This is a genomic window from Giesbergeria anulus, from assembly GCF_900111115.1.
Taxonomy (GTDB): domain Bacteria; phylum Pseudomonadota; class Gammaproteobacteria; order Burkholderiales; family Burkholderiaceae_C; genus Simplicispira; species Simplicispira anulus.
The window spans coordinates 157,326-183,343 of record NZ_FOGD01000002.1 but is presented as its reverse complement, the minus strand read 5'-3'; the positions used below and the strand labels follow the sequence as shown (position 1 = coordinate 183,343).

Sequence of the window (26,018 nt, the reverse complement as noted above, 5' to 3'; positions counted from 1 at the left end):
AGGCATTTCAAAGGAATCATTATGTCATGATATGAATCAAATTTGATTCAAATAAGTTTAAATTGGGTCTTTTTTCCAAGTGATGCGACAATTGAAGGCGCGTGCGCAGACAGTTGCGTACGTTATGAAGTTCGAGAATAGGAGTTCAGAGAAGATGACTGCTGTGGAATCAAAACTTGGTGATGAAACTATGATGGCCGCACTAGCCTTAGCGCTGGTGGAAAAACCACGTGCCACCTTGCAAGAGCTCGCCAAATCGATAGGTGTAAGTAAAGCGACTCTCTATCGCTCCTGTAGAACACGCGAAGAGCTTGTAGAAAAGCTCATGTCCTATGGAGCAGAGCTGATGCAGCGTTCCCTTGCAACTGCTGCTTTGGAGGATGGGACTGCTGAAGAGGCACTAAGGCGGGTCATTCACAGTCAGCTTGAGCATCGCGAAATGGGAGCCTTTTTGACATACCACTGGAAGCCGGACACTCTTCAGGATGAGCGCTGGTTTCGCGTCTGTGCAGAGTTTGAGACAGCCCTAGACGCATTCTTTTTGCGTTATCAGCGTGCAGGGTATTTCCGCGTCGATGTGAGTGCTGCTGCGCTCACAGAATCACTCTTTTCACTCATCGTGTGCGTTATCGACGCTGAACGGCGGGGACGCATCGCGAGAGGAGGAATGGCATCCGTCGTGGAGTCGATTTTCCTGACGGGTGCTAAATCGTAGAGCAATACGGCCAAAAATGCACTCTAAACCTAGGTCAATCCTAGAATGCACAGATGCTAGCGGCTCACCTCCCCACCCCATTCCGTCCTATGGTGAGGGCGTCTTTTGTGAAACGCAATTATTGGCTACTGCCCGGCCTGCTGGCACTGGTGTTTGTGCTGATGGTTGGAGCTTGGGCATCGGTCAATGATGCGACTGAACAGCGCGCTTTTGCCCAAACCTTGGCCTCTGATGCCGCCAGTGTAGAAGCTCAGATCGTGGCCCGCTTAGAGGTGGAGCGGGCGCGCTTGCGTGATATCGCCCGTCAGCTGCCGCTGGAGTCTGCCAAAAACCGCACCGGCTTTGCCGAACTGCCAGAAGTGCAGGCTGGGTTGCAGCGTTTATCGAACCGGCTGGTTTGGCTCGATGACAAGTTGCGGCTGCTTGCCAGTGCCGAACGCCCAGCCCAGTGGAGTGGGCTGGAAGACAGCACCGATTTGCGTATCCAGATGCGCGGCCAAGCCGAGCATTTGGTGGTGCCTGCCCCCGGAGGCTACGGCCAGCCCGGCGGCCAATTGCTGGCCCGCTACGAAATCACCGATCTGCTTGGGAGCACAGATTTGGCTTGGCTCAACCGCCGCTACGAGGTATCGTTTTTGTCCGAATTGGGCGAGGTGATTGCCACCACAGCGCATCCGCAGCGCATAGCCCACGGTGCCCCATTCGAGCGGCATTTAGTCTCCTCTACCGATACCCGCCTTATCCTGCGCCCCTACGATATGCCCATACTGTGGTGGCGCAGCCCGCGCACTTTTGCCCTGTTAGCAGGCTTGCTGCTGCTGGGGGCCGGAGGCTCCTTGCTGTTGCGCCGTGAAATGCGGCGCGTGGCTCAAGCTGTGGCTGATGCCCAAACCGAAGCTGCTTGGCGGCAATCCATGGAAGACTCAGCCTTGGTGGGCTTGCGCGCCCGTGATACTGAGGGCAGCATCCTCTACGTGAATAAAACCCTGTGCGATATGGTGGGCTACAGCGCACACGAACTGATCGGCTCGCGGCCCCCGCTGCCGTTTTGGCCGCCCGATGCCGTCGATGCGATGATGGCGCGCAACCTCGACACCTTGGCCGGAGCCGCCCCAGCCACAGGCTTTGAGAGCCGCTGGCAGCACCGCGACGGCCACTTCATTGACGTGATGATTTTTGAGTCCCGCCTGCACGATCCGCAGGGCCAGCATATTGGCTGGATGGGTTCTATCGTCGATATCAGTGACCGCAAACTGTTAGAAGAAAAAAACCGCCGCTATACCGCGCTGATGGCCCAACATGCGCGCCTGAGCGATTTGGGTTTACTGGCCTCAGAACTGGCACACGAGCTTAACCAGCCCTTGGCGACAGTGATTGCCTACAGCTCTGGCCTATCGATGGCGGTGCGCAAAATGGAGCAAGCCAGCCCGGACATCCTCGCCGCCTTAGACGCCTTGCAAAAAAATGCCCGTAAGGCGGGTGACATCGTGCATTGGATTCGACGCCAGACCAGCCGCGTGCCTGCCCAGCACCAGCGGCTAGATATGGCTGCTTTGGTGGCCGAGGTGCTGGCGATGCACCGGCATACCTTCCAGCAGGCGGGCGTTGCGCTCAAGTGGACACCACCCAACTCAGAGTGCCCCGTGCTGGCCGACCGTGTGGGCATAGAACAGGTGTTGGGCAATTTGCTGCGCAATGCACTCGAAGCGCTGTCAGAGCAGCAAAGCCGGACAGGCTATGTCCGAATCACCCTGACCTCACACCACGCCCCTGAGGGTGGTGGCGGGAGTGTAGAGCTTGCAGTGAGTGACAATGGCCCCGGTATGCAAGGTCGCAACATTGATGATCTGTGCGCCACCTTTTACTCCACCAAGACCCAAGGCATGGGTTTGGGGCTGGGTATCTGCCGCTCGATTGTCGAATCGCATGGCGGCACTTTTAGTGCCAGCGATGCAGAATCTGGCGGTGCCATTTTCCGTTTTAGCCTGCCTATGGCCGCCCCGTTGTCACCATCTCCCCCGGAGTCTTTGCCATGAGCACTATTTTTCTCTGCGATGACGATGCGGGCGTCAGTGGTGCCCTGTCATTTTTGTTGCGGCAATATGGCTTTGAGGTGCGCGCCTACAGCAGCGGCCCCGAATTGCTTGCCGCCCTTGATGCTTTGCTGCCGCCGGTACGCGGTGTCTTTTTGCTCGATGTGCGCATGGAGCCGATGTCGGGGCCGCAAGTGCATGAACAGTTGTTACAACGGGGCCTGCGCCAGCGCAACCCCGTGATTTTTCTGACCGGCCACGGCGATATTCCGATGGCCGTAGCCGCTATGGCCAGAGGGGCACTGAACTTTGTTGAAAAGCCTTACACCGATGATTCTTTGATTGCTATTTTGCGTGATGCGCTGGCGCTGGAAGCACAGTGGCAGGCCGCCGCCAAACGCAGCCAGTTTTTGCAATCGTTGGTGGAAAGCCTAACGCCACAGCAACGCCGCGTGGCGGTGCTGGTGGCCGCCGGGGACTTGAACAAGGTGATTGCCGCCAAACTCAATGTATCCGAGCGCATGGTAGAGGTACACCGCGCCAAAGTGTTTGAGAAACTGGGGGTGGATTCTGCCGCCGCCTTGGCCACCACGGTGGCCGATATACGCGCCTGTGGCTTGGAGCTGTCGCCGCCAGAGGCAGCCTAAAACACAAAAGCCGTGGCAGACCACAACAGTCTGCCACGGCTTGGGGTTATGTCCGTAGTGTTTAGCGGGTGGCAGGTGCCACGGCCATGTGTTCTTCGCGCTCGTCCATCAGAGCCTCTGGCTCTTGCGCCTCAATCATCGTGGGTGAATTCAACCCTTGCTGCAAGCGCTGCATATCCAAATCGCCCGTCCATTTAGCCACTACCAAGGTAGCGACGCCATTGCCGACCAGATTGGTCAGGGCGCGGGCTTCGGACATAAAGCGGTCAATGCCCAAAATCAGCGCCAAGCCGGCCACCGGCACGCCACCGACCGCCGACAACGTGGCTGCCAGCACAATAAAGCCACTGCCGGTAATGCCTGCCGCGCCCTTGGAAGTGAGCAGCAGCACCGCCAGCAGCGTCAGTTGCTGGGTCAGCGTCATGGGGGTGTCGGTGGCTTGGGCGATGAACACCGCTGCCATCGTCAGGTAGATGGAGGTGCCATCCAAGTTAAAAGAGTAGCCTGTGGGAATCACCAAACCGACCACCGATTTGCGTGCGCCCAGATTTTCCAGTTTTTCCATCATGCGTGGCAGCACCGATTCGGACGACGAGGTGCCCAGCACGATCAGCAGTTCTTCTTTGATGTAGCGGATGAACTTGACGATGCTAAAGCCATGCAGGCGGCTGATGGTGCCCAACACGATAAAAACAAACAGCAGGCAGGTCAGGTAAAAAGCGCCCATCAGCTTGCCCAGCGAGAACAGCGAGGCCACACCATATTTGCCGATAGTAAAAGCCATCGCACCAAAGGCACCGACCGGGGCTACCTTCATGATGATGCCGACAATGTCAAACAGCACATGGGAGAAGCGCTCGATAAAGTCAAACACCAGCGTGCCACGGCCACCAAACTTGTGCAGCGCAAAGCCAAACAGCACCGAGAACAGCAACACTTGCAGGATTTCACCCTTGGCAAAGGCATCGACCACCGAGGAGGGGATGACGTTCAGCAAGAAATCGACCGTGCCCTGCATTTTGCCAGGGGCGGTGTAGGCCGCAATGCCTTTGGTATCGAGCGTGCTGGGATCGACGTGCATGCCGTTGCCCGGTTGCAGCACATTGACCACCACCAAGCCAATGATCAGCGCCAAGGTAGAGACCACTTCAAAATACAACAGAGCCAAGCCGCCGGTTTTGCCGACTTTTTTCATGTCTTCCATACCGGCAATACCCACCACCACCGTACAGAAAATGATCGGGGCAATGATCATCTTGATGAGCTTGATGAAGCCATCGCCCAAGGGCTTCATATCGGCCCCCAGTTGCGGATAAAAGTGGCCCAAGCACACGCCCGCGATCACTGCGATCAGTACCTGAACATAAAGGGATTGATAAAGCGGCTTGCGCTGCGCTGTTGGTGACGACATGGGTGTCCCCTGCTAAAAGTGAGTGGAAACAGCGCTGGTAGCAGCGCTGGCCGATACCCGTGACGATAGGGGGGAGGCACTATTTAGCCAAGTGTGGGGTTCCACATTGGGGTTTACCCTGATGTTGGTCCTCTAGCTCCTAGCAGGTGTGCAATGTGGTCTGGTTGCTTTGCGGTACTAAATAGCTACTATGTAATTAATGTGGCGTTTTGAATGTGGTGTTTAGGTGAATGAATCGGCTAGCATTCGGTGCGTCTCTGCCGTGCTTTGCTGTCCTCGCGCTTGTGCACAGTGGGCTAATGCCAGTACTGCCCGTCTGTCATCGGGGCGTGCTGCCAGGATAGTCCATGCCCATCTTTCCAGCGTATTGCATGCTTCTGGCATATTCAGCGATTGTTGCGCACGCTCTAGTAGCACATGTAGATGTGCATATGCTTGCTCTAATGTAATAGCCTTTCCCGCAGAGAGGCAGACACGGATTGAGGATTGACTTAGTGGCTCGCTCTGACGCCAGTTTGCAAACTGCTGTTGGTACAGAGTGACTCTTTCATGTGTTCGGATATGAGGATTGGCAGGGTGTTCGTGGTCTGTCAGCCAGTGCCACCACAAGTCTCGCAGCATTCGACCAAAAATACGTGAAAATCCAAGCTCATCCATCAGCGGACTATTTTGCATACGTTGCCGTAGTTGTAGTCGTGTGCTGTTCAGGTGTGATAGGTTCTGACTCAAGTTTTTGGCAATCTGTACATATTCATCAGGGTTTTGGGCAATCCATTGTGGGTATCCAAGGGCGCTAATAATAGATGTAGACATTCTGGATCTAAATCCAGAGCCTGCCAAGGAGACGAGTGGCACACCCATCCACAGGGTATCGAACGTAGTGGTGCCGCCCGTGAGTGGATAAGTATCGAGCGCAATGTCGATATCGTGGTAGGTGAGGTATTGATTATCAGGATTTCTGTGGATAAGAATGATGCGTGATTCTGGGATTCCGCAGCCAGTTAAACGACTCATTAGTTGATTTTTTGGCTCATCCTCAGATATTCCTGATGCCTCAATTAGTAGGCGTGATGTAGGAAGTTCTAGAAGAATTTTGCTCCAGAGGTTTAAAATATCATCAGAAAATTTAGCAGGGCTATTGCAACAGCCAAAAGTGATATAGCCTTTATGGAGGGCAGGTGATTCTCTGACTTGGTATGGTTCAGTGTAGCGTAATGGGATACAGCGCGCCAATGGTCGATAAGCACAAAAAATCTTGGGTAACCGAATTAAACGTTCTGTATAAAAATTGTCATCAGACGCAGGCGAGGCTACTCGATCTGTGATTCGCCAATCGATGGTACGGAGTCCGCTGGTTCCAGGAAACCCAAGCCAAGTCACCTGAACTGGAGCACAGCGGTGTGCCAAAATAGCCAATCCACTGTCAGCAGTATGGCCTGCTAAATCAATCATAATATCAATATTGCGATTCCGAATGAAATTTACCTGATCTAAATTTTTCCATCCTGCAATCAAGAAGAATTTGTCACTGTAACTGATAATGCGCTCTGTTGCCTCGTCTTCTTGGTGGCTCAAGGAGAAGCATTCCACATAAAATCTATTGCGGTCTAATTGGGCGAGTAGGCCTTCAATAAAATAAAGGACGGGATGTTTTCTGAAGTCAGGGGATATAAAGCCGATGCGCAGTATCTTGTGTGGATTTTTGTCTTTTGGGGTGGGCAGTGGTGGTGTTTGTGCTGCTATTTTTTCTGCTTGCTGAGAGTAGTTTCTTGCGGCGTCGAAGATGTCCATGTCACTTACCGTTGGCTCCGAGTGCATGGTAAGGAGTAAATTGGTGTGGGTGTCTAATAGCTCTGGTGCAAGATATATTGCCTGCTGAAAAATAGCTACTGCTTCTTTTAATTTTCCAGTGATTCGATAAGCGTTGGCTAGGTTGTTCAGTATGATATTTTTTATTTCTGGTCTGATGTCAGGTAGCTTGGCTATTTCTTCTCCTATCTTGATTGCAGTTCCATATTTTTTATTTTTGATAGATGCAGCCATCCAGTTGATCTGATAAAGCAGATTGTTTGGGTCTTGGACGGCAGCCTTTTCTGCTTGTATGGCTGATGCTTCAAATAGACCAAGATCACCTAAGCAAATAGAATAATTGGTAATGATGTTTCCGAAATTTGGATAAATTTTAAGTGCTTCTTCGTATGTTATTTTTGCTTCTTTCTTTTTTCCTTGGTTGGCAAGAGCGAGCGGTAAATTTTCGTGTGCTATGCAATGATTTTCATTTAATTGCAGTAATGATTTGCAGCTAATCTCGACATTGCTCCATTTTTCTTGCTTAACAAATTTTTTAATTTCTTTGCATAATTTTTCGATAAGAAAAATATTTCTTTCTTTTAAAGAATCGCGCATAGCTTAGTAGATAAATTGATGAAAGAAGAAACGCCATCTTTAGTTAATTGACTGTTGTATGATCGCATGCTGGTTCAATTGTGGTCAAGGGTTCAATCAAATGCAAATCAATGAGGCACCTCCCCTGTCGCTGGCTGTGCTGGGCATTGGCATGATGGGCCTGCCCATCGCCCGGCGTTTGTGTGCTGCTGGGCACCGCGTGCAGGTCTGGAACCGCACCCGTGCCAAAGCCGAGCCGCTGGCTGCTGCGGGTGCTGTGGTGCATGAACATGCTGCCGATGCCGTGCACGCGGCAGATATCGTGCTCAGTCTGTTAGAAAACGGCCCAGTGGTGGCCGATGTGTTGTTCCAGCAAGGGGTGGCAGCTGCCATGCGTCCGGGCAGCCTGTGGGTGGATATGGCATCTATCCAACCCCGTGAGGCGCGTGACCATGCCGCCCGTTTGCAAGCGCAAGGCGTGGGCTGTCTGGATGCGCCTGTCTCTGGCGGCACGGTGGGGGCTCAAGCAGGTACCTTGGCGATCATGGTGGGGGGCGAGGCGGCAGATTTTGCCCGTGCCCAGCCGGTGTTTGCACCACTGGGGCGAGCCACCCATGTCGGCCCGCATGGCACGGGGCAACTGACCAAGCTAGCCAACCAAATGATTGTCGGCATCACCATTGGGGCTGTGGCCGAGGCATTGTTGTTGGCCGCCAAGGGTGGGGCCGACATGGCCAAAGTGCGCGAGGCCATCAGCGGTGGCTTTGCCGATAGCCGCATTCTCCAATTGCATGGTCAGCGCATGGTAGAGCAAGACTTTGCGCCACGGGGGCGGGTCAGTGTGCAGCTTAAGGATATGCGTAATGCCATCGCTACCGCCCAAGAGCTGGGCTTTGAGGCCCCAGTCACCGGCCTACTGACTGGGCTATACGCTCAGGCCGCAGACCATGGCTGGGCCGATCTAGACCAAAGTGCATTGTTCTTAGAGCTGGCCCAGCGCAATGGTATGGCCTAAGCGGCTCCCATTTTTTTAGATATCTTTGCCAAGTGCCGCAAAAATAGTGCATAATTGAGTTCTTCGCAGCAAGCGACACAATTTATATAGTGGGTTCTTAGCTCAGTTGGTAGAGCAGCGGACTCTTAATCCGTAGGTCGAGTGTTCGAGCCACTCAGGACCCACCACTCACAGCAAAGCCCTGTTATCAAACGATAACAGGGCTTTTCGCTTTGGCGCATGTTTATCCGGCTGCGTGTGCAGCTCTCTCACTAGGCAGTATCGCATGACACGTCAATATTTCGGCACCGATGGCATTCGGGGCACGGTAGGCCAGCATCCCATTACCCCTGATTTTGTTCTCCAATTGGCCCATGCGGTGGGCCGGGTGCTCAAGCGCACACAAGAGCGCCCCACGGTGCTGATTGGCAAAGATACGCGCATTTCTGGTTACATGCTAGAGAGCGCACTGGAATCGGGCTTTAATTCTGCTGGGGTGGATGTGGTGTTGCTGGGGCCGTTGCCTACACCAGGGGTGGCCTACCTCACCCGTGCGCAGCGGGCTAGTTTGGGCGTGGTTATCAGTGCCAGCCACAATCCCTACCATGACAATGGCATCAAGTTTTTCAGCGCCCAAGGCAGCAAACTGCCCGACGCTTGGGAGTTGGAAGTGGAGGCTGCCTTGCAGCAGCCGCCGGTGTGGGCCGATTCGGCCTCACTGGGTAAAACCCGCCGCCTAGACGATGCGGCTGGGCGTTACATTGAATTTTGCAAAAGCACTTTTCCGCACGATCTGACCCTCAAGGGGCTGAAAATCGTGGTCGATGGTGCCCACGGTGCTGCCTACCATATCGCTCCCAAGGTGTTTCATGAGCTGGGTGCTGAAGTCATTGCCATTGGTTGCGCACCGGATGGCCTAAACATCAACCACGAAGTGGGTGCCACCCACCCTGATGCCTTGGTGCGGGCAGTGCGTGCCAACCGGGCCGACTACGGCATTGCCTTGGATGGTGATGCCGACCGCTTGCAAATGGTGGATGCCCAAGGCCGCCTGTACAACGGTGATGAACTGCTCTACCTGATGGCTATTGACCGCATGGGCCGTGATGAGGATGTGCCCGGTGTGGTGGGCACCCTCATGACCAATATGGCCGTAGAGTTGGCCCTGCGCGCACGGGGTGTGAAGTTGGAACGCACCAAGGTGGGCGACCGTTATGTGCTCGAAGCGTTGGCTCGCCACGGCTGGGTGTTGGGCGGTGAGAGTTCAGGCCACTTGTTGGCGTTAGACCGCCAAACTACCGGCGACGGCTTGGTCAGTGCCTTGCAGGTATTGCAATACTGCGCACGCAGTGAGCAAACCATGGCTCAATTGTTGGCGGGGCTGACGCTGTTTCCGCAGGTGCTGCTCAATGTGCGTGTGCCTTTGGGACAAGATTGGCGCGCCAACACCCGCTTGGTGCAAGAGGCCCAAGCCGTTGAGGCAGAATTGGGCGCATCTGGGCGCGTGTTGATCCGCCCCAGCGGCACCGAGCCGGTGTTGCGTATCATGGTGGAGGCCGCCGACCAAGCCGTGGCCAGCCGCTGTGCCGAACGGTTGAGCCAAGCAGCACGCATGGGCTAATTCGTGGGTGATGCGGTTTAGGCCTTGGTATCTACCCAGACGCCGGTGATTTGCCCGGTGCCATTCACATTGATGCGTGAGGCCGCCGCAGGCGTGCTGCGTCGGGCATTGGCCTCGGCGGCTGTGGCATTGCTGTTGGCTGCATCGGAACGCTGGCCCGCGTCCTCGGCCTGCTGGTTAATTTGATCTGCACGCGTTTGTTCCATATTGGCGGTGCGCTGGGCATCTTGAGCCTTGGATTGCAGTGTTTTGGCATCTTGCTCGGCCTGTTGGGCTTCGCGACGAGCTATTTGGGCTTGGGCCTGGGGGGCAATGGCAGTGGGGGTGACGGCGATGGTAGCCATAGTTCTCTCTCCTGAAAATGTCCCGCCCATCAGGGCTCTTTGCCGGGTAAAGGGAGACCGGATCAGCGGGCTGTCTGATGGGGGTATTTGGTAATAATTTACGCTTTCCGTATTGTGCCGGTACGTCAGGCGCACTGGATGCCTGATCGTCGCCCAATTGTGGCGGAAAGTAAAGCGATCAGCCGGCTGTGGACAGCAGTGCTTCAAAGGCTGCTGTGGCCAAGGGGCTGCTGAGCAGATAGCCTTGGCCCTCGTTGTAGCCCTGCGCCAATAAAAAGGCGCGTTAGGCTTGGGTTTCTACCCCCCTTGGCGGTGGTGCGTATATCCAAGGCTTGGGCTATGCGGATGGTGACGGTGGTAAAACCCCAAAAGTGTCGTTTGGCGAGGGCATGTTCATTGTCATTCGCCACCCTAGAAGCCTGCGTGCGCTGCTGGGCTTGGCTGTGCTGCTCTAGCAGTCAAACCCAGACAGTAAAGCACACAGCGATGCAGGCAAAAACCAAAAAAGCCGTACAAGCCGTACAAGCCGTACACAGTGGCGAAGAGCAGAAAAAATGGCAGTGCCGTAACACACCGTAATGCTTTGATCAGATTGTGCAAGTTTCGCTCTGCTTTGGACAAATGCCCAGTTGTGCAGCAAAGATAGGCACTTGCCCTTGTTTCTCTGTCCTATCATGATGGGCGTCATGAAACTGACACACCCTGCACCAATACTGTCACAATTAGTCTTGAATTCTGCCTGTGCCATGCCACCTCTTTCTGCGGATCCCGTCGTGATGGCGTCGCATCCTGTCAGCGCTGCTGCCCAACCACCTGCCTTGCATCCTGCTACTTTGCTCGATCGTGATCACAGCATCATGGCCTTTAACGAGCGCGTGTTTGACTGGGCGGTGCGCCCTGATGTGCCCTTGCTAGAGCGGGTGCGCTACCTCACCATCGTCTCGTCTAATCTCGACGAGTTTTTTGAGGTACGTGCCGCCCCCCATCTGGCCGCTGCCCGCACTGGTGACACCAAAGGGGTTTATACCCAAGCTTCTTTTAAGGCGCTGGCGGCCAAGGCACACGATTTGGTGGAGCGGCAATATGCACTCTACAACGATGAGCTGGTGCCCGCGTTGGTTGACCACGGCATCCGTATCATTCCGCATGGCGAGCGCAATGCAGCGCAGCGCCAGTGGGTGCGCGAGTATTTTCAGCGCGAGGTGCGCCCGCTGCTGATTCCTATTGGCCTAGACCCGGCGCATCCTTTTCCGCAGGTGGCTAATAAATCGCTCAATTTTATTGTGCGCCTCAAAGGTGGCGATGCCTTTGGCCGCGAGAATGAGATTGCCATTGTCAAAATCCCACGGGTGCTGCCGCGCCTGATCCGTATGCCCGCCAGCGTGGCTAAGGGCGTGCAGTGCGTCAGCTTGTCTAGCGTGGTGCGCGCGCATCTGGTCGATTTGTTCCCAGAGCGTGAAGTCACGGCGTTTTCGCAGTTTCGCGTCACGCGCCATTCTGATTTGGCGGTGGACGAAGAAGATGCGCGCAACCTGCGCACCGCTTTGCGCCAAGGTTTGCAACAGCGCCACTATGGTGAGGCGGTGCGGCTAGAGGTGTCGGCAGGCTGCTCGGAGTTTTTGGCTGATTTTCTGCTGGCTCAGTTCAATTTGCCCACCGAAGCCTTGTACCGGGTGCATGGGCCAGTCAATCTGGTGCGTTTGGGCCAGTTGATTGATCTGGCCGATATGCCTGAACTGGTTTTTCCGCGTTCAGTGCCGTGCTGGCCGCACCAGATGCCGCAGAGCGGCTCCATCCTGACGCAATTGCGTAACAAAGGCGATGTGCTGATCCACCAGCCCTTTGAGAGTTTTGATGGCGTGCTGGCCTTTTTGCGTGAAGCGGTGAATGATCCGCAAGTGCTGGCGATCAAGCAGACCATCTACCGCACCGGCTCTGATCCACAAATGCTCGACCTGCTGCGCGAGGCCGTGCGCCGTGGCAAAGAAGTGTTGGTGGTGGTCGAGCTAAAAGCCCGTTTTGACGAAGAAGCCAATATCAACTGGGCCGAGGCGCTGGAATCGGTAGGGGCACAAGTGGTGTATGGCGTGGTCGGGTTAAAAACCCATGCCAAGTTGTTGCTTATTACCCGGCGCGAGGGGCGGCAGTTGCGCCGCTATGGTCACTTGTCCACCGGCAACTACAACCCGCGCACAGCGCGCCTGTATACCGACCTGAGCTATCTGACCGCCGACGAAGACACCACGGCAGATATGGACAACGTGTTTAACCACTTGGCCAGCCAGAACCGTTTGCCCAAAATGAGCCGCTTGCTGGTGGCACCGTTCCATTTGCACCGGGGCATGATAGAAAAGATTGAGCAGGTGGGGCGTGCCGCAGCCGAAGGCAAAGATGCCCGGATTGTGGCCAAGATGAATTCCCTGACCGATGAGGTGCTGGTGCGAGCGCTGCTCAAGGCGGGTCAGCATGGTGCCAAAATTGACCTGATTGTGCGCGGTGCCTGTATTTTGCCCGCCCAAGTGCCGGGCGTGAGCGATAACGTTCGGGTGCGTTCTATCATTGGTCGCTTTTTAGAGCACAGCCGGGTGTTCTACTTCCGTGCCGGTACGCAAGAAGACCTGTACCTGTCCAGCGCCGATTGGATGAACCGCAACATGATGCGTCGGGTAGAGGTGGCGTGGCCCGTCACCGACCCCAAACTGCGCCAGCGTATTCTGGACGAATGTCTGGTCGCCTACCTGTGCGATAACCGTGATGCGTGGATTTTGCAACCAGATGGCGTCTATGCCAATACCTGCCAAGCAGACTGCAATGCCGGTACTGGCACGGGGGCGCAAGACGCTCTCATGCAGCGTTATACAGCCCGTCTAACCAACAACAAAGGCTTGACATGATGGACTTGATTTTGTGGCGTCATGCCGAAGCCTTCGATTTGGCGGAGGGGCAAGATGACTTGCAGCGCGTGCTCACGCCGCGTGGCGAGAAACAGGCAGCACGCATGGGCGCTTGGCTGGACAAGCACCTGCCCGATGGCCTGCGTGTGCTAGCCAGTCCGGCAGTGCGTACTGAGCAAACGGTGCGCGCCTTGGAGCGCAAATACAAGTTGCGCGCTGAGTTGCTGCCCGATGGCTCGCCGCAAGAACTGTTAGAACTGGCACGCTGGCCCAATGCCAAGGGGGCTGTGCTGGTGGTGGGGCACCAGCCCATGCTGGGGCAGGTGGCAGCGCAGTTGCTGGGCATACAGGCTGGAGAATGCTCTATCCGTAAGGGTGCCGTCTGGTGGCTGCGTCAGCGCCAAAAGTTGGAGCAAACCGAAACCGTGCTGCTCACGGTGCAGTCGCCAGAACTGCTCTAACAGCCACCCTCACCCTGTCCCTCACCCTGTCGACGGGCGTGGGTGATAGGCGGGGTCTTGGCGCTGCGTTAGGGCATGTCTAACGTGAGTGTCCAAGGGGTTTTTTGCCAGGCTTGCACTTCGTCGTGCAGTAGATGCACCGATTGCGGATAGCGCTCGGCCCAGCCCGGTGGTACTTGCAGTAAAAAGCCGTTGCCAAGCACTTCTAGCTGTAGCCCTTGCACCTGTGGCTCGCGCCGTGCATGGCACAGCGCGACGGCCACACGCAGGCAGAGCAGTTGCAAGGCAAAGATGGCATCGTCTAAATCGGTCTCTAGCTTGTGTACCTTGCCACGGTGGCCCAATACCAACAGGCCCAAGCGGTGCAGCTCTGGCTGCGAAAATCCCGCCACATCCGTGTTGTCCAAAATATAAGCGCCATGCCGGTGCGAGTAGCTGTGCGAGATACGGCAGCCAATCTCGTGCAGGCGTGCTGCCCAGCCCAGTTTGCGTTGCGCATGGGCGCTGGCATTGGGTGCGGCCTGAGCAAACAAACCACAGGCCACCCGCTCTACCCGTTCAGCTTGCGGCATATCCACGGCAAAGCGCTCCATCAGCGCCCGCACGGTAGAACTGCGCAGGTCGGTTTCGGGCTGTTCGCGGTCGATCAGGTCGTACAGTGCCCCTTGGCGCAGAGCGCCTTGGGCCACCTGCATTTGCCGAATATCGAGCAGATCAAATAAAGCACGCAGCACGCTCAGGCCGCCGCCAATCACAGCGCGGCGCTCATCTTTGAGGCCATCTAGGCGTACCCGGTCGGCATTCTGTGCGCGTAGCAGGCGTTCTTGCAGCCAATCTAGCCCCTCGCGGGTGATGGTGCCCGCAGGCAAATAGCCTGCCGCCGCCAAAATATCGCCCACCGCACCCACCGTGCCAGAGGAGCCATAGGCTACTTCCCACGTGCTGGGGTGGTAAGAAACCAATGCTTCGTCTAGCACGGCTTTGGCGGCAATCTCGGCGGTGTGAAAGGCTTGGGGGGTGAAGTTGCCGTGGTCAAAGTAGCGGCTAGACCAAGCCACGCTACCGACGCGGAACGAGGCCACAGTGTGGGCAGTAAAGCCTTGGCCCAAAATTAGCTCGGTGGAGCGGCCACCAATATCTACCACCAGCCGCCGCTCATCGGACTGCGGCAACATGCGTGAGACGCCTTGGTAAATCAGTCGTGCTTCTTCGGGGCCAGAGATGACTTCAATGGGGTAGCCCAAAATTTGAATGGCCCGTTGCAAGAAAATCTCGCGGTTGCGGGCATCGCGCAGGGTTTGCGTGGCTACGGCCCGCACCTGCGCGCGTGGAAAGTCGGTCAGCCGCTCAGCAAAGCGCGCCAAACAATCCCAGCCGCGCTGCATGGCCTCAGGCGTCAGGTTGCGGTCTTCGTCCAGCCCGTTGCCTTGGCGCACGGTCTCTTTGAGGTATTCAACGCGCTGGATGTGGCCGTGCTCGAAGCGGCCAATTTCCAGGCGAAAGCTGTTGGATCCAAGATCCACAGCAGCGAGCAATGTTGCGTTTTGCATGGGGTTGTGCGGGTAGGCCGGTGCCTGAAGACTATGCAGAAATCATGACACTACTGTGACGAGGTTGTCACATAAGCAGTGACGTGGTGCATTCTGCACTTGATTTCTTCAGTGTGGGGGTGGTGTTAGATGTTGGTGAAGGGTGTCACAACGGTGTCACAAACGGCTTTTAGAGTTGGTAGCAATTGTATTTTCCAACCCTAAGAGGTCTCTTTTATGAAACTGTCCATGATTCGCGTGCTGGTGGCTAGTATTGTTGGTGCTGGTGCATTCTCTGGTGCGCTGGCACAACAAGAGGTTACGGGTGCAGGCGCTACCTTCCCCGCACCGCTGTATGCCAAATGGGCAGCCGATTACAACAAAGCCACCAGCGTCAAGATCAACTACCAATCGGTAGGCTCGGGTGCCGGTCTGCGCCAGATCGAAGCCAAAACCGTGGCCTTTGGTGCCTCAGACATGCCTTTGAAAGAAGATGACCTCGAAAAGAAGGGCCTGACCCAGTTCCCAATGGTCATTGGTGGTGTGGTGCCCGTTATCAACGTCAAGGGCATTGCTCCCGGACAGCTCAAGCTCACCGGCCAAGTGCTGGGCGACATCTACTTGGGCAAGATCACTAAATGGAATGACCCAGCCATCCAAGCCATCAACGCCGGTTTGGCCCTGCCCGATGCCAGCATTGCTCCAGTGCGCCGCGCGGATGGTTCTGGCACCACCTTTATCTTTACCAACTACCTATCCAAGGTGAACGCTGAGTGGAAGAGCAAAGTGGGCGAAGGCACAGCGGTCAACTGGCCTGCCGGTGCCGGTGGCAAGGGCAACGAGGGCGTGGCCGCTTTTGTGGGTCGCCTGCCCAATTCGATTGGCTATGTCGAATACGCCTACGTCAAGCAAAACAAGATGGTCTATGCCCAGATGCAAAATGCAGCGGGTAATTTTGTGACCCCTGAAGATGATGCCTTCAAGGCGGCTGCCGCTGGCGCTGTGTGGCCCAAGAGCTTTTACCTGATCTTGACTAACCAGCCCGGTGCGGCCACTTGGCCCATCACCAACCCCACGTTCATCCTGATGCACAAGACCCCCGACAAGGCGGTGGATGCAGCTACCTCGCTCAAGTTCTTTGACTGGGCCTACAAAAACGGCGACAAAACCGCTGCCGACTTGGACTATGTGCCCCTGCCAGCGGCTGTGAAAGACTTGGTTGCCAAGTCTTGGGCTGAGAACATCAAGGATGCTGCGGGCAAGGCCATCGCTTACAAGTAATCCTTGCTGGGGTGGCGCTGATGCCAGTGCTGCCCCGCTGTTTGCATTTTTATCCCACTCTCAAGGCGACTCCACGTGTCCACCATGATGCCCGTCAGCGGGAGCACGTCGGTTCATACCGAGCCCCGCGTGCAACCCAAGCCTAATCCCCCCCACAACCCATTGATTTCTGGCATGTTGGCCGACCGCTTGTTTGGCTGGCTGGCCCGTGGGGCCGCCATCCTGACGCTGTTGCTGTTGCTGGGCATCATGGCCTCGCTGGTGGCCGGGGCTTGGCCTTCTATCTCCAAATATGGGCTGGGTTTTCTGACCAGTACCGTCTGGGACCCCGTGCAAGACGAGTACGGCGGCTTGGTCATGATTTATGGCACCTTGGCCACGTCCATCATTGCCTTGCTGATTGCCGTGCCGGTTAGTTTTGGCATTGCCCTGTTCTTGACCGAACTCTCGCCTGCTTGGCTCAAGCGCCCACTGGGCACGGCCATTGAATTGCTGGCAGCGGTGCCTTCTATTGTGTATGGCATGTGGGGCCTGATGGTGTTTGGCCCCATTTTGTCCACCTATGTGCAGCAGCCGCTACAAGCCTTGTTTGCAGGTGTGCCTTATTTGGGCGCACTGGTATCTGGCCCGCCGGTAGGTATTGGTATTTTGTCCGCTGGCATTATTTTGGCCATCATGGTCATTCCGTTCATTGCCTCGGTGATGCGCGATGTGTTTGAAGTGACGCCACCGCTGCTCAAAGAGTCGGCCTACGGGCTAGGCTCGACCACTTGGGAAGTGGTTTGGAAAGTGGTGCTGCCCTTTACCAAGACGGGTGTGCTCGGTGGCATCATGCTGGGCCTAGGCCGAGCGCTGGGCGAGACCATGGCTGTCACGTTTGTGATTGGCAACATGAACCAGCTCGATTCGCTGTCGATGTTTGAAGCCGCCAACAGCATTACCTCGGCTTTGGCCAATGAGTTTGCTGAAGCGGGCGAGGGCCTGCACCAAGCATCGCTCATTTATCTGGGCTTGGTGCTGTTTTTCATTACCTTTGTGGTGTTGGCCTTGTCTAAAGTGTTGCTGGCCAGTCTGCAAAAGAACGAAGGAGCACGCACATGAGTTCCGTACCCGCTTCGGCCCACAGCCCAGAGCAAAACCAAGCGCGTCAAGCGCGCTACAACAGCCGCAAGCGCGTCAACCAAGTGGCACTGACGCTGTCACTGGGGGCGATGGCTTTTGGCCTGTTTTGGCTGATCTGGATTTTGTGGGAAACCATCCGCTTGGGTGTGGGTGGTTTGAGTATCGCCCTGTTTACTGAGATGACGCCACCACCCAACGAGGTGGGCGGTATTTCTAACGCCATCTATGGTTCGTTTGTCATGGTGGCCCTGTCGGCGCTGGTGGGCACCCCCATTGGCATCATGGCGGGCATTTATTTGGCCGAATACAACCCACGCAGCTTGCTGGCCACGTCCACCCGCTTTGTCAATGACATCTTGCTCTCGGCCCCCAGTATCGTCATCGGCTTGTTTGTCTATGCGGTGGTGGTGGCGCGCTTTAAGAGTTTCTCGGCCTATGCCGGTATTTTGGCGCTGGCATTGATTGTGATTCCGGTGGTCATTCGTACCACAGAGAACATGCTGCTGCTGGTGCCCGCAGGTCTGCGCGAAGCCGCTTATGCCTTGGGCACGCCCAAGTGGCGGGTAATTACGATGGTGACGCTGCGCGCCGCCCGTGCTGGTGTGATTACTGGGGTGCTGCTGGGCATTGCCCGTATTGCTGGTGAAACGGCCCCGCTGCTGTTTACTGCGCTGAACAACCAGTTCTGGAACTCAGACCTGTCCAAACCGATGGCCAGCCTGCCAGTAACGATTTTCAAATTTGCCATGAGCCCCTACGAGAACTGGCAGCAACTGGCTTGGGCCGGTGTGTTCCTGATCACTCTGGCGGTACTCGGACTCAATATCCTGGCGCGCGTGCTGACGCGCCAAAAATAAGACAAGGACTGTTGCATGACTTCTTCTGCCCACGTCACCCCGATTGCACCCTCCGATGCCAAAATCACGGTGCGCGACCTGAACTTCTATTACGGCAAGTTCCACGCCCTGAAAAACATCAATTTGGACATTCCGGCCAACAAGGTGACGGCGTTTATTGGCCCGTCTGGCTGTGGCAAGTCCACTTTGCTGCGCACCTTCAACCGCATGTTTGAGTTGTACCCTGAGCAGCGCGCGGAGGGCCAGATTGTTTTGGATGGTGAGAACCTACTCACCAGCAAGCAAGACGTGGCGCTGATCCGTGCCAAGGTCGGTATGGTGTTCCAAAAGCCCACGCCGTTTCCGATGTCGATTTATGACAACGTGACTTTTGGCGTTAAGCTGTTTGAAAACCTCAACGCCAGTGAGATGGAAGACCGCGTTGAATGGGCGTTGAACAAGGCCGCCCTCTGGAACGAGGTGAAAGACAAGCTGCACCAGAGTGGCTCTAGCCTCTCTGGTGGTCAGCAGCAGCGTCTGTGCATTGCCCGTGGCATTGCCATCAAGCCCGAAGTGCTGTTGCTCGACGAGCCTTGCTCGGCGCTCGACCCGATTTCTACCGCCAAGGTGGAAGAGCTGATTGCTGAACTCAAGAGCGATTACACCGTGGTCATTGTCACGCACAACATGCAGCAAGCGGCCCGTTGCAGCGATTACACCGCCTATATGTACTTGGGCGACTTGGTGGAGTTTGGCGAGACCGAGCGTATGTTCTTCAAGCCCCAGCGCAAAGAAACCGAAGACTACATCACGGGCCGTTTTGGCTGATAAAGGGAGACATGCAATGAGCGAAAAACACCTTTCATCTCAGTTTGATAGCGAACTGAACAATGTCTCGGCCCGTGTCATGGAGTTGGGCGGGCTGGTCGAATCTCAGATTCATCAGGCCATTGAAGCCTTTGCTAACTTCAACCTAGAGGCGGTAGAACACGTTGAAGCGCTAGAGACGCGCGTCAACAGCATGGAGGTCGAGATTGACCACGAGCTGGCCTCCATCATTGCCCGGCGTCAGCCCACCGCCCGCGACTTGCGTTTGCTGATGGCTGTGTCCAAGGCCACGGCCAACCTCGAGCGCATGGGGGACGAGGCCAGCCGCATGGCGCGCATGGTCAAGTCTATTGTGCAGCGTGGTGGTGTGCCACGCGCCTTTGCTGCCACTGATTTGCGCGTGGCCGCCGACATGGCTTCGGGCCAGTTGCGCAAGGCGCTTGATGCCTTTGCCCGCCTTGACATCAAGGCAGCGGTAGACATCCTCAAAGAAGACAACTTGATTGACCAAGAGTTTGATGGCTTTGTGCGCAAGCTCATCACTTACATGATGGAAGACCCGCGCACCATCTCCTCCAGCCTCGACTTGCTGTTTTTGGCCAAGGCCATTGAGCGCATTGGTGACCATTCCAAAAACATGGCTGAACTGGTGATTTATCTGGTCAAAGGCTTGGATGTGCGCCACACCTCGCTAGAGCAGATCGAGTCGAGCTTGCGCTGAACCGATATTCAAGCCGGGCCTGAACGATGAAACAATTTCCCCGCGTTCTGATTGTTGAAGATGAACCGGCCATTGCAGAGTTGATTGCCGTCAATCTGCGCCACAACGGTTTCTCGCCGATCTGGGCAGAAGATGGCGAGTCGGCCCAGCGCGAGTTGGATGCCGTGCTGCCGGATGTGATTTTGCTCGACTGGATGCTGCCGGGCCAGAGTGGTTTGGCATTGGCGCGCAAATGGCGCGCTGATAGCCGCACCAAGCCCATCCCTATCTTGATGCTCACGGCCCGTGGCGATGAGCCAGATAAGGTGGCTGGCCTTGATGCAGGGGCCGATGATTACATCACCAAGCCGTTTTCTACCCAAGAACTACTGGCGCGCATCCGTGCTGTGCTGCGCCGCCGTGCGCCTGAGCAGCTCAACGATAGCGTGACCATTGGCATTTTGACGCTGGATGCGGCCACGCACCGGGTGTCGTGCCAAGAGCAGCCGGTCAAGGTCGGCCCCACCGAGTTCAAGTTGCTGCATTATTTGATGAAGCACCCTGAGCGCGTACACAGCCGCTCGCAATTGCTCGATAAGGTGTGGGGCGACCACGTCTTTATTGAAGAGCGCACCGTCGATGTGCATGTCAAGCGCCTGCGCGAGGCGTTGGGCGTGGCAGGCACGATGGTCGAGACCGTGCGCGGTGCGGGCTACCGCCTGACGGCGCAACCCAAGGCGCTGCTGCAAGCTTAAACAGTATTTTTTCCCTAACATCACCGAGCCTTTGCAATGACCTGGCGTGTTTTTATTTTCTCGTTCAGCCAGGCTATGGGATTGCTGTTGGGCTGGTGGTATGCCGGTGCTTGGGGTGCTGCCTTGGGTGGGGCCTTCGCGGGCTGGTGCTGGTTTGCCAGTGACCTTTGGCGCGGGGCACGGGTGCTGCGCTGGTTTCGCAGCGGCGAGCTGGATGCAGCACCGCAAGATATGCATGGCTTGTGGGGGTTGGCGGTGGATCGAGTGCGCCGTCTGTTGCGTATCCAGCAACAACAGGTGCAAGAGTACCAACGGCGTTTGGATGATGTGTTTGCTGCGTTGCAGGCTTCGCCCAACGGGCTGGTACTGCTCGATTCACAAGGCCATATTGAATGGTGCAATAAAACCGCCTGCGGCCATTTTGGCTTTGATGCCGAGCGCGATCAGATGCAATCGCTGGGCAACTTGGTGCGCGACCCCGACTTTACCGCCTACTACAACGGCAAGGACTATAGCCACGATGTGGTGTTGCAGGGGCGCTTGAGCACGCCAGCACGGCCTGTGCGGCTGTCGGTACAAATCTACCCACACGGCCAAGGGCGCAAGCTGATGATCTCGCGCGACATCACGGCGCTAGAGCAGGCCGAGGCCATGCGCCGCGATTTTGTGGCCAATGTGTCGCACGAAATCCGCACGCCACTCACGGTGCTGGCCGGGTTTGTTGAAACCCTACAAACCTTGCAGTTGACCGCAGAGGAGCAAACACGCTATTTGGCCCTGATGGCGCAGCAGTCGGCACGGATGCAAAGCGTGGTGCAGGGCCTGCTGACCTTATCGCGCCTAGAAGAAAGCCCACGCCCCGGTATGGGTGGCTGGGTTTCGCTCCAGCACTTGTTAGAGCATTGTGCCGATGAGGGCCGCGCCTTGTCGCAATTGCTCACGCGCCATCAAGCGCGCCACCACCTGATGATTTTTCCGCTGCCTGCGCCGCCAGAGGGCATGGGTGAGATTGCTGGTATCCAGACCGAGTTGCAAAGTGCCCTGTCCAACTTGATTAGCAATGCAGTGCGTTATACCCCCGCCAGTGGCACGATTGAAGTAAGCTGGCGCTGGCAGGATGATGGCGGCGCTGTGTTTGCCGTGCGCGATACTGGCCCCGGCATTGATGCGGTGCATATTCCGCGCCTGACCGAGCGTTTTTACCGCGTTGACCGCAGCCGCTCGCGTGAAACGGGCGGCACCGGGCTGGGGCTTGCCATTGTCAAGCATGTGTTGCAGCGCCACGATGCCACCTTGCACATTCAGAGCACCTTGGGCCAAGGTTCCACTTTCAGTGTGCATTTTCCGGCCAGTCGGGTGCGGGCACCAGTGGGGCTGCCCCATGCTGCCACCTTAGTCTCTGGCAGTTAAGCGCCGATAAACGATCAGCACATCGGTTTTGTCAGTAGGCCGGGTGATGCGGGCTTGTTCTGTCCATGCGCCAGTCCAAGCCTCTGGTAAGCGATAGCTGTGGCTGGTGATGAGCCAATCACACGTGGTGTGGGCGGTGTGGGTTGGCCCACGCTGCGGCAAAAGTTGCAACGCTAGCGCCCCGTAGTATTGCAAGGCAGCCACTTGGGTGCGGCTGAGGGCATGTGCATAGACACAGCCAGATGGCTGCCCTAGTGCTGTCACCACTGCTCGGCTTTGTGGGGCATCGCTGCGCGCATAGTTGAGTATAGGGAGCCACAACGTCATCAGTAAGACCCAGCTCAGGGTGGCACCTGCAGCAGGCAGTACCAAACTTTTCCAGATGGCTGCCCGATGGCGTCCAGCACGCCAAGCCACCAAGACACACCAAGCCGCACTGGCACTCAGGGCTACCAGCAGGGCCAGCACTGAAAATTCGGGCATAAAACCCGGTGCCAGCCGGGCCACATTGGCCGCCGGTTTGGCCGGAATGCCAGTTTGTACCGAGAGCCAAATCACCCAGATGGTAATAGCCGAAATGCTAAAAAACAGCAGTGTGAACCAATCTACCAGCGCTGCCACACTGCGCCCCAAGGTGGGCAGGGCAAAAGCGGCCAATGCCGCCAAAGCGGGCAAGGCCAGCAGCAAAACGCGGTCAGAGGGGGGGGTGCTCAGGGTGGCCCCCAAGCCTACCAGCACAAACCACAGCGGTAGCAGTAAATGCCGGTGTGGCTGGCGGTGGGTAATTTGCTTGCGCCAGCGCCAAACCGTCCATAGCGCCAATGGCCAAGCGGGCCAAGGAAACCACAGCAAGAGTCGTGTTAGGCTGCCGATATCAGCCAGTGCCGGGGGTGTGGCCTGCCAGTGCAGCAAGTTGAGTGGCAGTGCGATGGCCCCTGCCAACAACCCCATCAACGCGACGGTGGCGGCCCAGCGCCGGGTATGGCTGCTATCGGGGCGGGCTTGTGTGCACTCCCACCAGCACAACAGGGCACCGCCTAAGCTGTACAGTAGCGCCAGTGCCGGGGCACCACTCAAAACCAAGGTGCCTAGGCCAGCGGCCAAGGCCAACACGGGCCGCCAAGCCTGCGGTGAGGAGGCCGCCAGCGCATAAAACACCAAAGCAGTGCCACACAGTTGGCTCAGGTGGCAGCTGATTTCGTGGGCGGGCTGGGCAAGCCCTAGGCAGGCTAACAAGGCCAGCAGTGCGCCATCGGCAATGGCATGGGCGTAGTCGGCTGGTTGTGCCTCGCCGCCAAAGGCAAAAGCTACAGGTTGCGCCCCCCGGCTGTGGGCCAACCAATAAACGCCGTGCCACGTAGCCACCAAACTGAGCACCAGCATGGCTATAAAAGGCAGGCGTGCTGCCAGTTCAGGCGTGAGCAGTGGGCCAAGCCCTTGGATGGCCCACGCCCCTAGCCAATAGGGCAGCAGGCCGGGGTTGTCTGGGGCCATGCCCAGCAATTGGGGAGCCAGCCAATCAGTTTGGCCTTGGGCCAAAGCACGCATGTAGCCAAAGGCAGTCATGTCGTTGCCGCGCCAAGGGTCGCGGGCTAAAAAGCCGGGCAGGATATAGGCCAAGCACAACAGCCACAATGCCAGACGTGGCAACCGGCGCACAGCGCTTTGGGCAACGATAGCAGGGGTGGTCTGTGGGCTCACGCGGTGCAACGGGCAGAAAGTGGCTCAGAACGAGCCGGGACAAACAAAAAGGCAGCGCGGTTGCCCGGGCTGCCCTTGGTGGCGAAGAAGCAGGGCTTACTTGGCCAGGCTGGTCTTGCCGAAACGGTTGCGGAACTTTTCCACGCGACCGCCCATGTTGTCCACCGACTTTTGTGTGCCAGTGTAGAAGGGATGCGATTCGGAGGAGGTATCGAGCTTGTACAGCGGATATTCCGTGCCTTCGAAAGTTTCCTTTTCTTTGGTGTTCACGCAAGAACGAGTCACGAACTTGAAGCCGTTGGACAGGTCAACGAACAGCACTTCGCGGTAGTTGGGGTGAATGCCTGCTTTCATGATCTTTACCTTTTATGTCTGGTGCGGGAGCCGTGCCAAACCATTTGGCGTACTTTCCGCAGAAAAAGCTCTCGATTATCGCACAGTGGTGCGCTAATCAACCGCCCCGGCGCATCATGTCGAAGAACTCGACATTGCTCTTGGTGGCTTTCATATTCTTGATCATCAGCTCCATGGATTCGATCTCGTCCATGTTGTACATAAACTGGCGCAAGATGCGGGTTTTTTGCAAAATCTCTGGGGCCAGCAGCAACTCTTCGCGGCGCGTGCCACTCTTGTTGAGCTCAATGGCTGGGAACACGCGCTTTTCGTACAGGCGGCGGTTGAGGTGGATTTCGCAGTTGCCTGTGCCCTTGAACTCTTCAAAGATCACTTCGTCCATGCGGCTGCCGGTATCGACCAGCGCTGTGGCAATGATGGTCAGTGAGCCACCTTCTTCGACCTTGCGCGCTGCGCCAAAAAAGCGCTTGGGCCGTTGCAGCGCCGCTGCATCGACACCGCCCGACAGCACCTTGCCCGAGGAGGGCACGACGTTGTTGTAAGCGCGGGCCAGCCGGGTGATGGAGTCGAGCAAAATCACCACGTCTTTTTTCAGCTCGACCAAGCGCTTGGCGCGCTCAATCACCATTTCAGCCACATGAACGTGGCGGGCTGCTGGTTCGTCAAAGGTGGAGGCAATGATCTCGCCCTTGACCGTGCGCTGCATCTCGGTCACTTCTTCGGGGCGCTCATCGACCAACAGCACCATCAAATGCACATCGGGGTTGTTGGCAGTGATGGCGTGGGCAATGTGCTGCATCATCACCGTTTTGCCGCTCTTGGGCGGTGCCACGATCAGGGCGCGCTGGCCCCGGCCAATGGGGGCAATGATGTCGATGATGCGCCCGGTGATGTTTTCTTCGCTCTTGATGTCGCGCTCTAGCCGCATCTGTTCTTTGGGGAACAGCGGCGTGAGGTTTTCAAACATCACTTTGTGCTTGTTTTGCTCAGGCGGGCCGCCGTTAACCTTATCAAGCTTGGTAAGGGCAAAGTAGCGCTCGCCATCCTTGGGCGTGCGCACTTCGCCTTCAATCATGTCGCCGGTGTGCAGGTTAAAGCGGCGCACTTGGCTGGGCGAGATGTAAATATCGTCGGTGCTGGCGGTGTAGCTGGTGTCGGGGCTGCGCAAAAAGCCAAAGCCGTCGGGCAGAATTTCGAGTACCCCATCGGCAAAGACCTGCTCCCCGGCCTTGGCGCGTTTTTTGATGATGGCAAACATCAATTCTTGTTTGCGCATCCGGCCGCCGTTTTCGATTTCAAGTGCTTCGGCCTGCTGGAGGACTTCAGACACGTGCAGTGCCTTGAGTTCGTTAAGGTGCATGGGAATGAGACTCCGTGGCGGAGTGGTATGGATCTGACTCTGGGGGAATGCGAGGCGGTGCAGGGCTGCAACGGGCCGTTGGTGTGGGCCGGGTGATCCAACCGGGTGCTGCCAATGTGCGCAGACCGTGGATCAGTGGGAGATTATGACAGGAAAAAATGTTTCACAACAGAGCCAACCGCCTGCAAAGCTGACGTAGGCTGGCAACTACCGTTACTGTGCCGTATTACCAGGCCTGGCTACGCAGTGCGTGGGGGGTGGCCGCGCTGACCAATCCCCCACGGTGGCACTTAGGCCAGTTGCTGGTCGATAAAGGCGGTGAGCTGGGCTTTGCTCAGGGCACCGACCTTGGTGGCAGCCAGTTGGCCATCTTTGAACAGCATGAGCGTGGGGATGCCACGAATACCAAATTTGGCAGGTACTTCGCGGTTTTCATCGACGTTCATTTTGGCGATGATCAGCTTGCCTTGGTAGGCGCTGGCCACTTCGTCCAAGATGGGGGCAATCATTTTGCAGGGGCCGCACCACTCGGCCCAGTAATCGACCAGCACGGGGCTGGCGGCTTGCAGCACGTCAGCATCAAAGCTGGCATCGGAGACATGTTTAATCAATTCGCTGGCCATGAATTTTTCCTTCA

The 26,018-nt window shown here is 56.6% G+C and carries 22 protein-coding genes and 1 tRNA gene; 15 read left to right on the top strand and 8 right to left on the bottom strand.

Translation table 11 applies throughout. The features are described 5' to 3' along the window. Nucleotides 1-154 precede the first annotated feature (154 nt). The 3 genes from BMX55_RS04755 to BMX55_RS04745 all read left to right on the top strand — a co-directional run bounded on the left by BMX55_RS04755 (nucleotide 155) and on the right by BMX55_RS04745 (nucleotide 3,395). On the top strand, nucleotides 155-715 hold the full coding sequence (locus tag BMX55_RS04755) for a TetR/AcrR family transcriptional regulator (protein WP_091454833.1): 561 nt from the start codon (nucleotides 155-157) through the stop codon (nucleotides 713-715). 107 nt (nucleotides 716-822) lie between these two features. Beyond that, a complete protein-coding gene (locus tag BMX55_RS04750; protein ID WP_177172825.1) occupies nucleotides 823-2,751 on the top strand; it encodes a sensor histidine kinase in 1,929 nt (642 codons plus the stop codon). After that, nucleotides 2,748-3,395 (top strand): response regulator transcription factor, encoded by a 648-nt coding sequence (locus tag BMX55_RS04745; protein WP_091453667.1) that lies wholly within the window; start codon nucleotides 2,748-2,750, stop codon nucleotides 3,393-3,395. Before BMX55_RS04750 ends, BMX55_RS04745 begins: the two co-directional genes overlap by 4 nt. Nucleotides 3,396-3,456: 61 nt before the next feature. Here BMX55_RS04745 and BMX55_RS04740 read toward each other — a convergent pair whose 3' ends face one another. Beyond that, a complete protein-coding gene (locus BMX55_RS04740; protein ID WP_091453664.1) occupies nucleotides 3,457-4,806 on the bottom strand; it encodes a dicarboxylate/amino acid:cation symporter in 1,350 nt (449 codons plus the stop codon). A gap of 222 nt (nucleotides 4,807-5,028) precedes the next feature. Next, nucleotides 5,029-7,212 (bottom strand): O-linked N-acetylglucosamine transferase, SPINDLY family protein, encoded by a 2,184-nt coding sequence (locus BMX55_RS04735; RefSeq protein WP_091453661.1) that lies wholly within the window; start codon nucleotides 7,210-7,212, stop codon nucleotides 5,029-5,031. 100 nt (nucleotides 7,213-7,312) lie between these two features. Here BMX55_RS04735 and BMX55_RS04730 point away from each other — a divergent pair, with 100 nt between their 5' ends. From BMX55_RS04730 to glmM, 3 genes are all read left to right on the top strand, one after another. Next, nucleotides 7,313-8,206: an NAD(P)-dependent oxidoreductase gene (locus BMX55_RS04730; RefSeq protein ID WP_091453659.1), complete on the top strand. Its 894-nt coding sequence runs from the start codon at nucleotides 7,313-7,315 to the stop codon at nucleotides 8,204-8,206. 91 nt (nucleotides 8,207-8,297) lie between these two features. Further along, nucleotides 8,298-8,373 (top strand) — tRNA-Lys (locus BMX55_RS04725). A gap of 98 nt (nucleotides 8,374-8,471) precedes the next feature. Next, nucleotides 8,472-9,806, top strand: coding sequence for a phosphoglucosamine mutase (glmM, locus tag BMX55_RS04720; RefSeq protein WP_091453655.1), 1,335 nt, complete (start codon nucleotides 8,472-8,474; stop codon nucleotides 9,804-9,806). A 17-nt stretch (nucleotides 9,807-9,823) separates the two neighbouring features. Here the strand turns inward: glmM and BMX55_RS04715 are convergent, their stop codons facing one another. After that, nucleotides 9,824-10,150 carry a hypothetical protein gene (locus tag BMX55_RS04715; protein ID WP_091453651.1) on the bottom strand — a complete coding sequence of 109 codons (327 nt, stop codon included), beginning with the start codon at nucleotides 10,148-10,150 and terminating at the stop codon, nucleotides 9,824-9,826. A gap of 776 nt (nucleotides 10,151-10,926) precedes the next feature. On the opposite strand from BMX55_RS04715, the gene ppk1 reads away from it, so the two are divergent. Then, nucleotides 10,927-13,044 (top strand): polyphosphate kinase 1, encoded by a 2,118-nt coding sequence (gene ppk1, locus BMX55_RS04710; RefSeq protein ID WP_245751285.1) that lies wholly within the window; start codon nucleotides 10,927-10,929, stop codon nucleotides 13,042-13,044. Next, complete coding sequence (locus BMX55_RS04705) at nucleotides 13,041-13,505, top strand: SixA phosphatase family protein (RefSeq protein ID WP_091453644.1); 465 nt, start codon at nucleotides 13,041-13,043, stop codon at nucleotides 13,503-13,505. The genes ppk1 and BMX55_RS04705 overlap by 4 nt, the downstream gene beginning before the upstream one ends. A 68-nt stretch (nucleotides 13,506-13,573) precedes the next feature. Here the strand turns inward: BMX55_RS04705 and ppx are convergent, their stop codons facing one another. Further along, nucleotides 13,574-15,055 carry an exopolyphosphatase gene (ppx, locus tag BMX55_RS04700; protein WP_091453641.1) on the bottom strand — a complete coding sequence of 494 codons (1,482 nt, stop codon included), beginning with the start codon at nucleotides 15,053-15,055 and terminating at the stop codon, nucleotides 13,574-13,576. A 216-nt stretch (nucleotides 15,056-15,271) separates the two neighbouring features. On the opposite strand from ppx, the gene pstS reads away from it, so the two are divergent. The 7 genes from pstS (at nucleotide 15,272) to phoR (ending at nucleotide 21,966) form a co-directional block, all read left to right on the top strand. Next, a complete protein-coding gene (gene pstS / locus BMX55_RS04695; RefSeq protein WP_091453638.1) occupies nucleotides 15,272-16,315 on the top strand; it encodes a phosphate ABC transporter substrate-binding protein PstS in 1,044 nt (347 codons plus the stop codon). An 87-nt stretch (nucleotides 16,316-16,402) separates the two neighbouring features. Next, nucleotides 16,403-17,416: a phosphate ABC transporter permease subunit PstC gene (gene pstC, locus BMX55_RS04690; RefSeq protein WP_091454830.1), complete on the top strand. Its 1,014-nt coding sequence runs from the start codon at nucleotides 16,403-16,405 to the stop codon at nucleotides 17,414-17,416. Next, a complete protein-coding gene (pstA, locus tag BMX55_RS04685; protein WP_091453635.1) occupies nucleotides 17,413-18,294 on the top strand; it encodes a phosphate ABC transporter permease PstA in 882 nt (293 codons plus the stop codon). Before pstC ends, pstA begins: the two co-directional genes overlap by 4 nt. A 15-nt stretch (nucleotides 18,295-18,309) precedes the next feature. After that, nucleotides 18,310-19,101 carry a phosphate ABC transporter ATP-binding protein PstB gene (pstB, locus tag BMX55_RS04680; RefSeq protein WP_091453631.1) on the top strand — a complete coding sequence of 264 codons (792 nt, stop codon included), beginning with the start codon at nucleotides 18,310-18,312 and terminating at the stop codon, nucleotides 19,099-19,101. Between the two features lie 16 nt (nucleotides 19,102-19,117). Then, nucleotides 19,118-19,822, top strand: a complete 705-nt coding sequence (gene phoU / locus BMX55_RS04675; protein ID WP_091453628.1) for a phosphate signaling complex protein PhoU — start codon at nucleotides 19,118-19,120, stop codon at nucleotides 19,820-19,822. A gap of 26 nt (nucleotides 19,823-19,848) precedes the next feature. Then, nucleotides 19,849-20,556 carry a phosphate regulon transcriptional regulator PhoB gene (phoB, locus tag BMX55_RS04670; RefSeq protein ID WP_091453624.1) on the top strand — a complete coding sequence of 236 codons (708 nt, stop codon included), beginning with the start codon at nucleotides 19,849-19,851 and terminating at the stop codon, nucleotides 20,554-20,556. Between the two features lie 36 nt (nucleotides 20,557-20,592). Continuing rightward, nucleotides 20,593-21,966, top strand: coding sequence for a phosphate regulon sensor histidine kinase PhoR (gene phoR, locus BMX55_RS04665; RefSeq protein ID WP_091453619.1), 1,374 nt, complete (start codon nucleotides 20,593-20,595; stop codon nucleotides 21,964-21,966). Here the strand turns inward: phoR and BMX55_RS04660 are convergent. The 4 genes from BMX55_RS04660 to trxA form a co-directional block, all read right to left on the bottom strand. Continuing rightward, a complete protein-coding gene (locus BMX55_RS04660) occupies nucleotides 21,949-23,667 on the bottom strand; it encodes a hypothetical protein (RefSeq protein ID WP_091454827.1) in 1,719 nt (572 codons plus the stop codon). The genes phoR and BMX55_RS04660 overlap by 18 nt on opposite strands. Before the next feature lie 96 nt (nucleotides 23,668-23,763). Then, nucleotides 23,764-24,021, bottom strand: a complete 258-nt coding sequence (locus BMX55_RS04655) for a type B 50S ribosomal protein L31 (RefSeq protein WP_091453616.1) — start codon at nucleotides 24,019-24,021, stop codon at nucleotides 23,764-23,766. A gap of 97 nt (nucleotides 24,022-24,118) precedes the next feature. After that, nucleotides 24,119-25,381: a transcription termination factor Rho gene (gene rho, locus BMX55_RS04650; RefSeq protein WP_091453612.1), complete on the bottom strand. Its 1,263-nt coding sequence runs from the start codon at nucleotides 25,379-25,381 to the stop codon at nucleotides 24,119-24,121. A gap of 290 nt (nucleotides 25,382-25,671) precedes the next feature. Further along, on the bottom strand, nucleotides 25,672-26,004 hold the full coding sequence (gene trxA, locus BMX55_RS04645; RefSeq protein ID WP_091453609.1) for a thioredoxin TrxA: 333 nt from the start codon (nucleotides 26,002-26,004) through the stop codon (nucleotides 25,672-25,674). Nucleotides 26,005-26,018: the final 14 nt, after the last annotated feature.

Bases quoted from the DNA above. Each gene is read 5' to 3' on its own strand.
- BMX55_RS04755 (WP_091454833.1), top strand. From the start codon at position 155: ATGACTGCTGTGGAATCAAAACTTGGTGATGAAACTATGATGGCCGCA.
- BMX55_RS04735 (WP_091453661.1), bottom strand. From the start codon at position 7,212: ATGCGCGATTCTTTAAAAGAAAGAAATATTTTTCTTATCGAAAAATTA.
- glmM (WP_091453655.1), top strand. From the start codon at position 8,472: ATGACACGTCAATATTTCGGCACCGATGGCATTCGGGGCACGGTAGGC.
- ppx (WP_091453641.1), bottom strand. From the start codon at position 15,055: ATGCAAAACGCAACATTGCTCGCTGCTGTGGATCTTGGATCCAACAGC.
- BMX55_RS04745 (WP_091453667.1), top strand. From the start codon at position 2,748: ATGAGCACTATTTTTCTCTGCGATGACGATGCGGGCGTCAGTGGTGCC.
- BMX55_RS04740 (WP_091453664.1), bottom strand. From the start codon at position 4,806: ATGTCGTCACCAACAGCGCAGCGCAAGCCGCTTTATCAATCCCTTTAT.
- pstA (WP_091453635.1), top strand. From the start codon at position 17,413: ATGAGTTCCGTACCCGCTTCGGCCCACAGCCCAGAGCAAAACCAAGCG.
- rho (WP_091453612.1), bottom strand. From the start codon at position 25,381: ATGCACCTTAACGAACTCAAGGCACTGCACGTGTCTGAAGTCCTCCAG.
- pstS (WP_091453638.1), top strand. From the start codon at position 15,272: ATGAAACTGTCCATGATTCGCGTGCTGGTGGCTAGTATTGTTGGTGCT.
- trxA (WP_091453609.1), bottom strand. From the start codon at position 26,004: ATGGCCAGCGAATTGATTAAACATGTCTCCGATGCCAGCTTTGATGCT.
- phoR (WP_091453619.1), top strand. From the start codon at position 20,593: ATGACCTGGCGTGTTTTTATTTTCTCGTTCAGCCAGGCTATGGGATTG.
- pstB (WP_091453631.1), top strand. From the start codon at position 18,310: ATGACTTCTTCTGCCCACGTCACCCCGATTGCACCCTCCGATGCCAAA.
- BMX55_RS04715 (WP_091453651.1), bottom strand. From the start codon at position 10,150: ATGGCTACCATCGCCGTCACCCCCACTGCCATTGCCCCCCAGGCCCAA.
- phoB (WP_091453624.1), top strand. From the start codon at position 19,849: ATGAAACAATTTCCCCGCGTTCTGATTGTTGAAGATGAACCGGCCATT.
- phoU (WP_091453628.1), top strand. From the start codon at position 19,118: ATGAGCGAAAAACACCTTTCATCTCAGTTTGATAGCGAACTGAACAAT.
- BMX55_RS04655 (WP_091453616.1), bottom strand. From the start codon at position 24,021: ATGAAAGCAGGCATTCACCCCAACTACCGCGAAGTGCTGTTCGTTGAC.
- BMX55_RS04730 (WP_091453659.1), top strand. From the start codon at position 7,313: ATGCAAATCAATGAGGCACCTCCCCTGTCGCTGGCTGTGCTGGGCATT.
- pstC (WP_091454830.1), top strand. From the start codon at position 16,403: ATGCCCGTCAGCGGGAGCACGTCGGTTCATACCGAGCCCCGCGTGCAA.
- BMX55_RS04705 (WP_091453644.1), top strand. From the start codon at position 13,041: ATGATGGACTTGATTTTGTGGCGTCATGCCGAAGCCTTCGATTTGGCG.
- ppk1 (WP_245751285.1), top strand. From the start codon at position 10,927: ATGGCGTCGCATCCTGTCAGCGCTGCTGCCCAACCACCTGCCTTGCAT.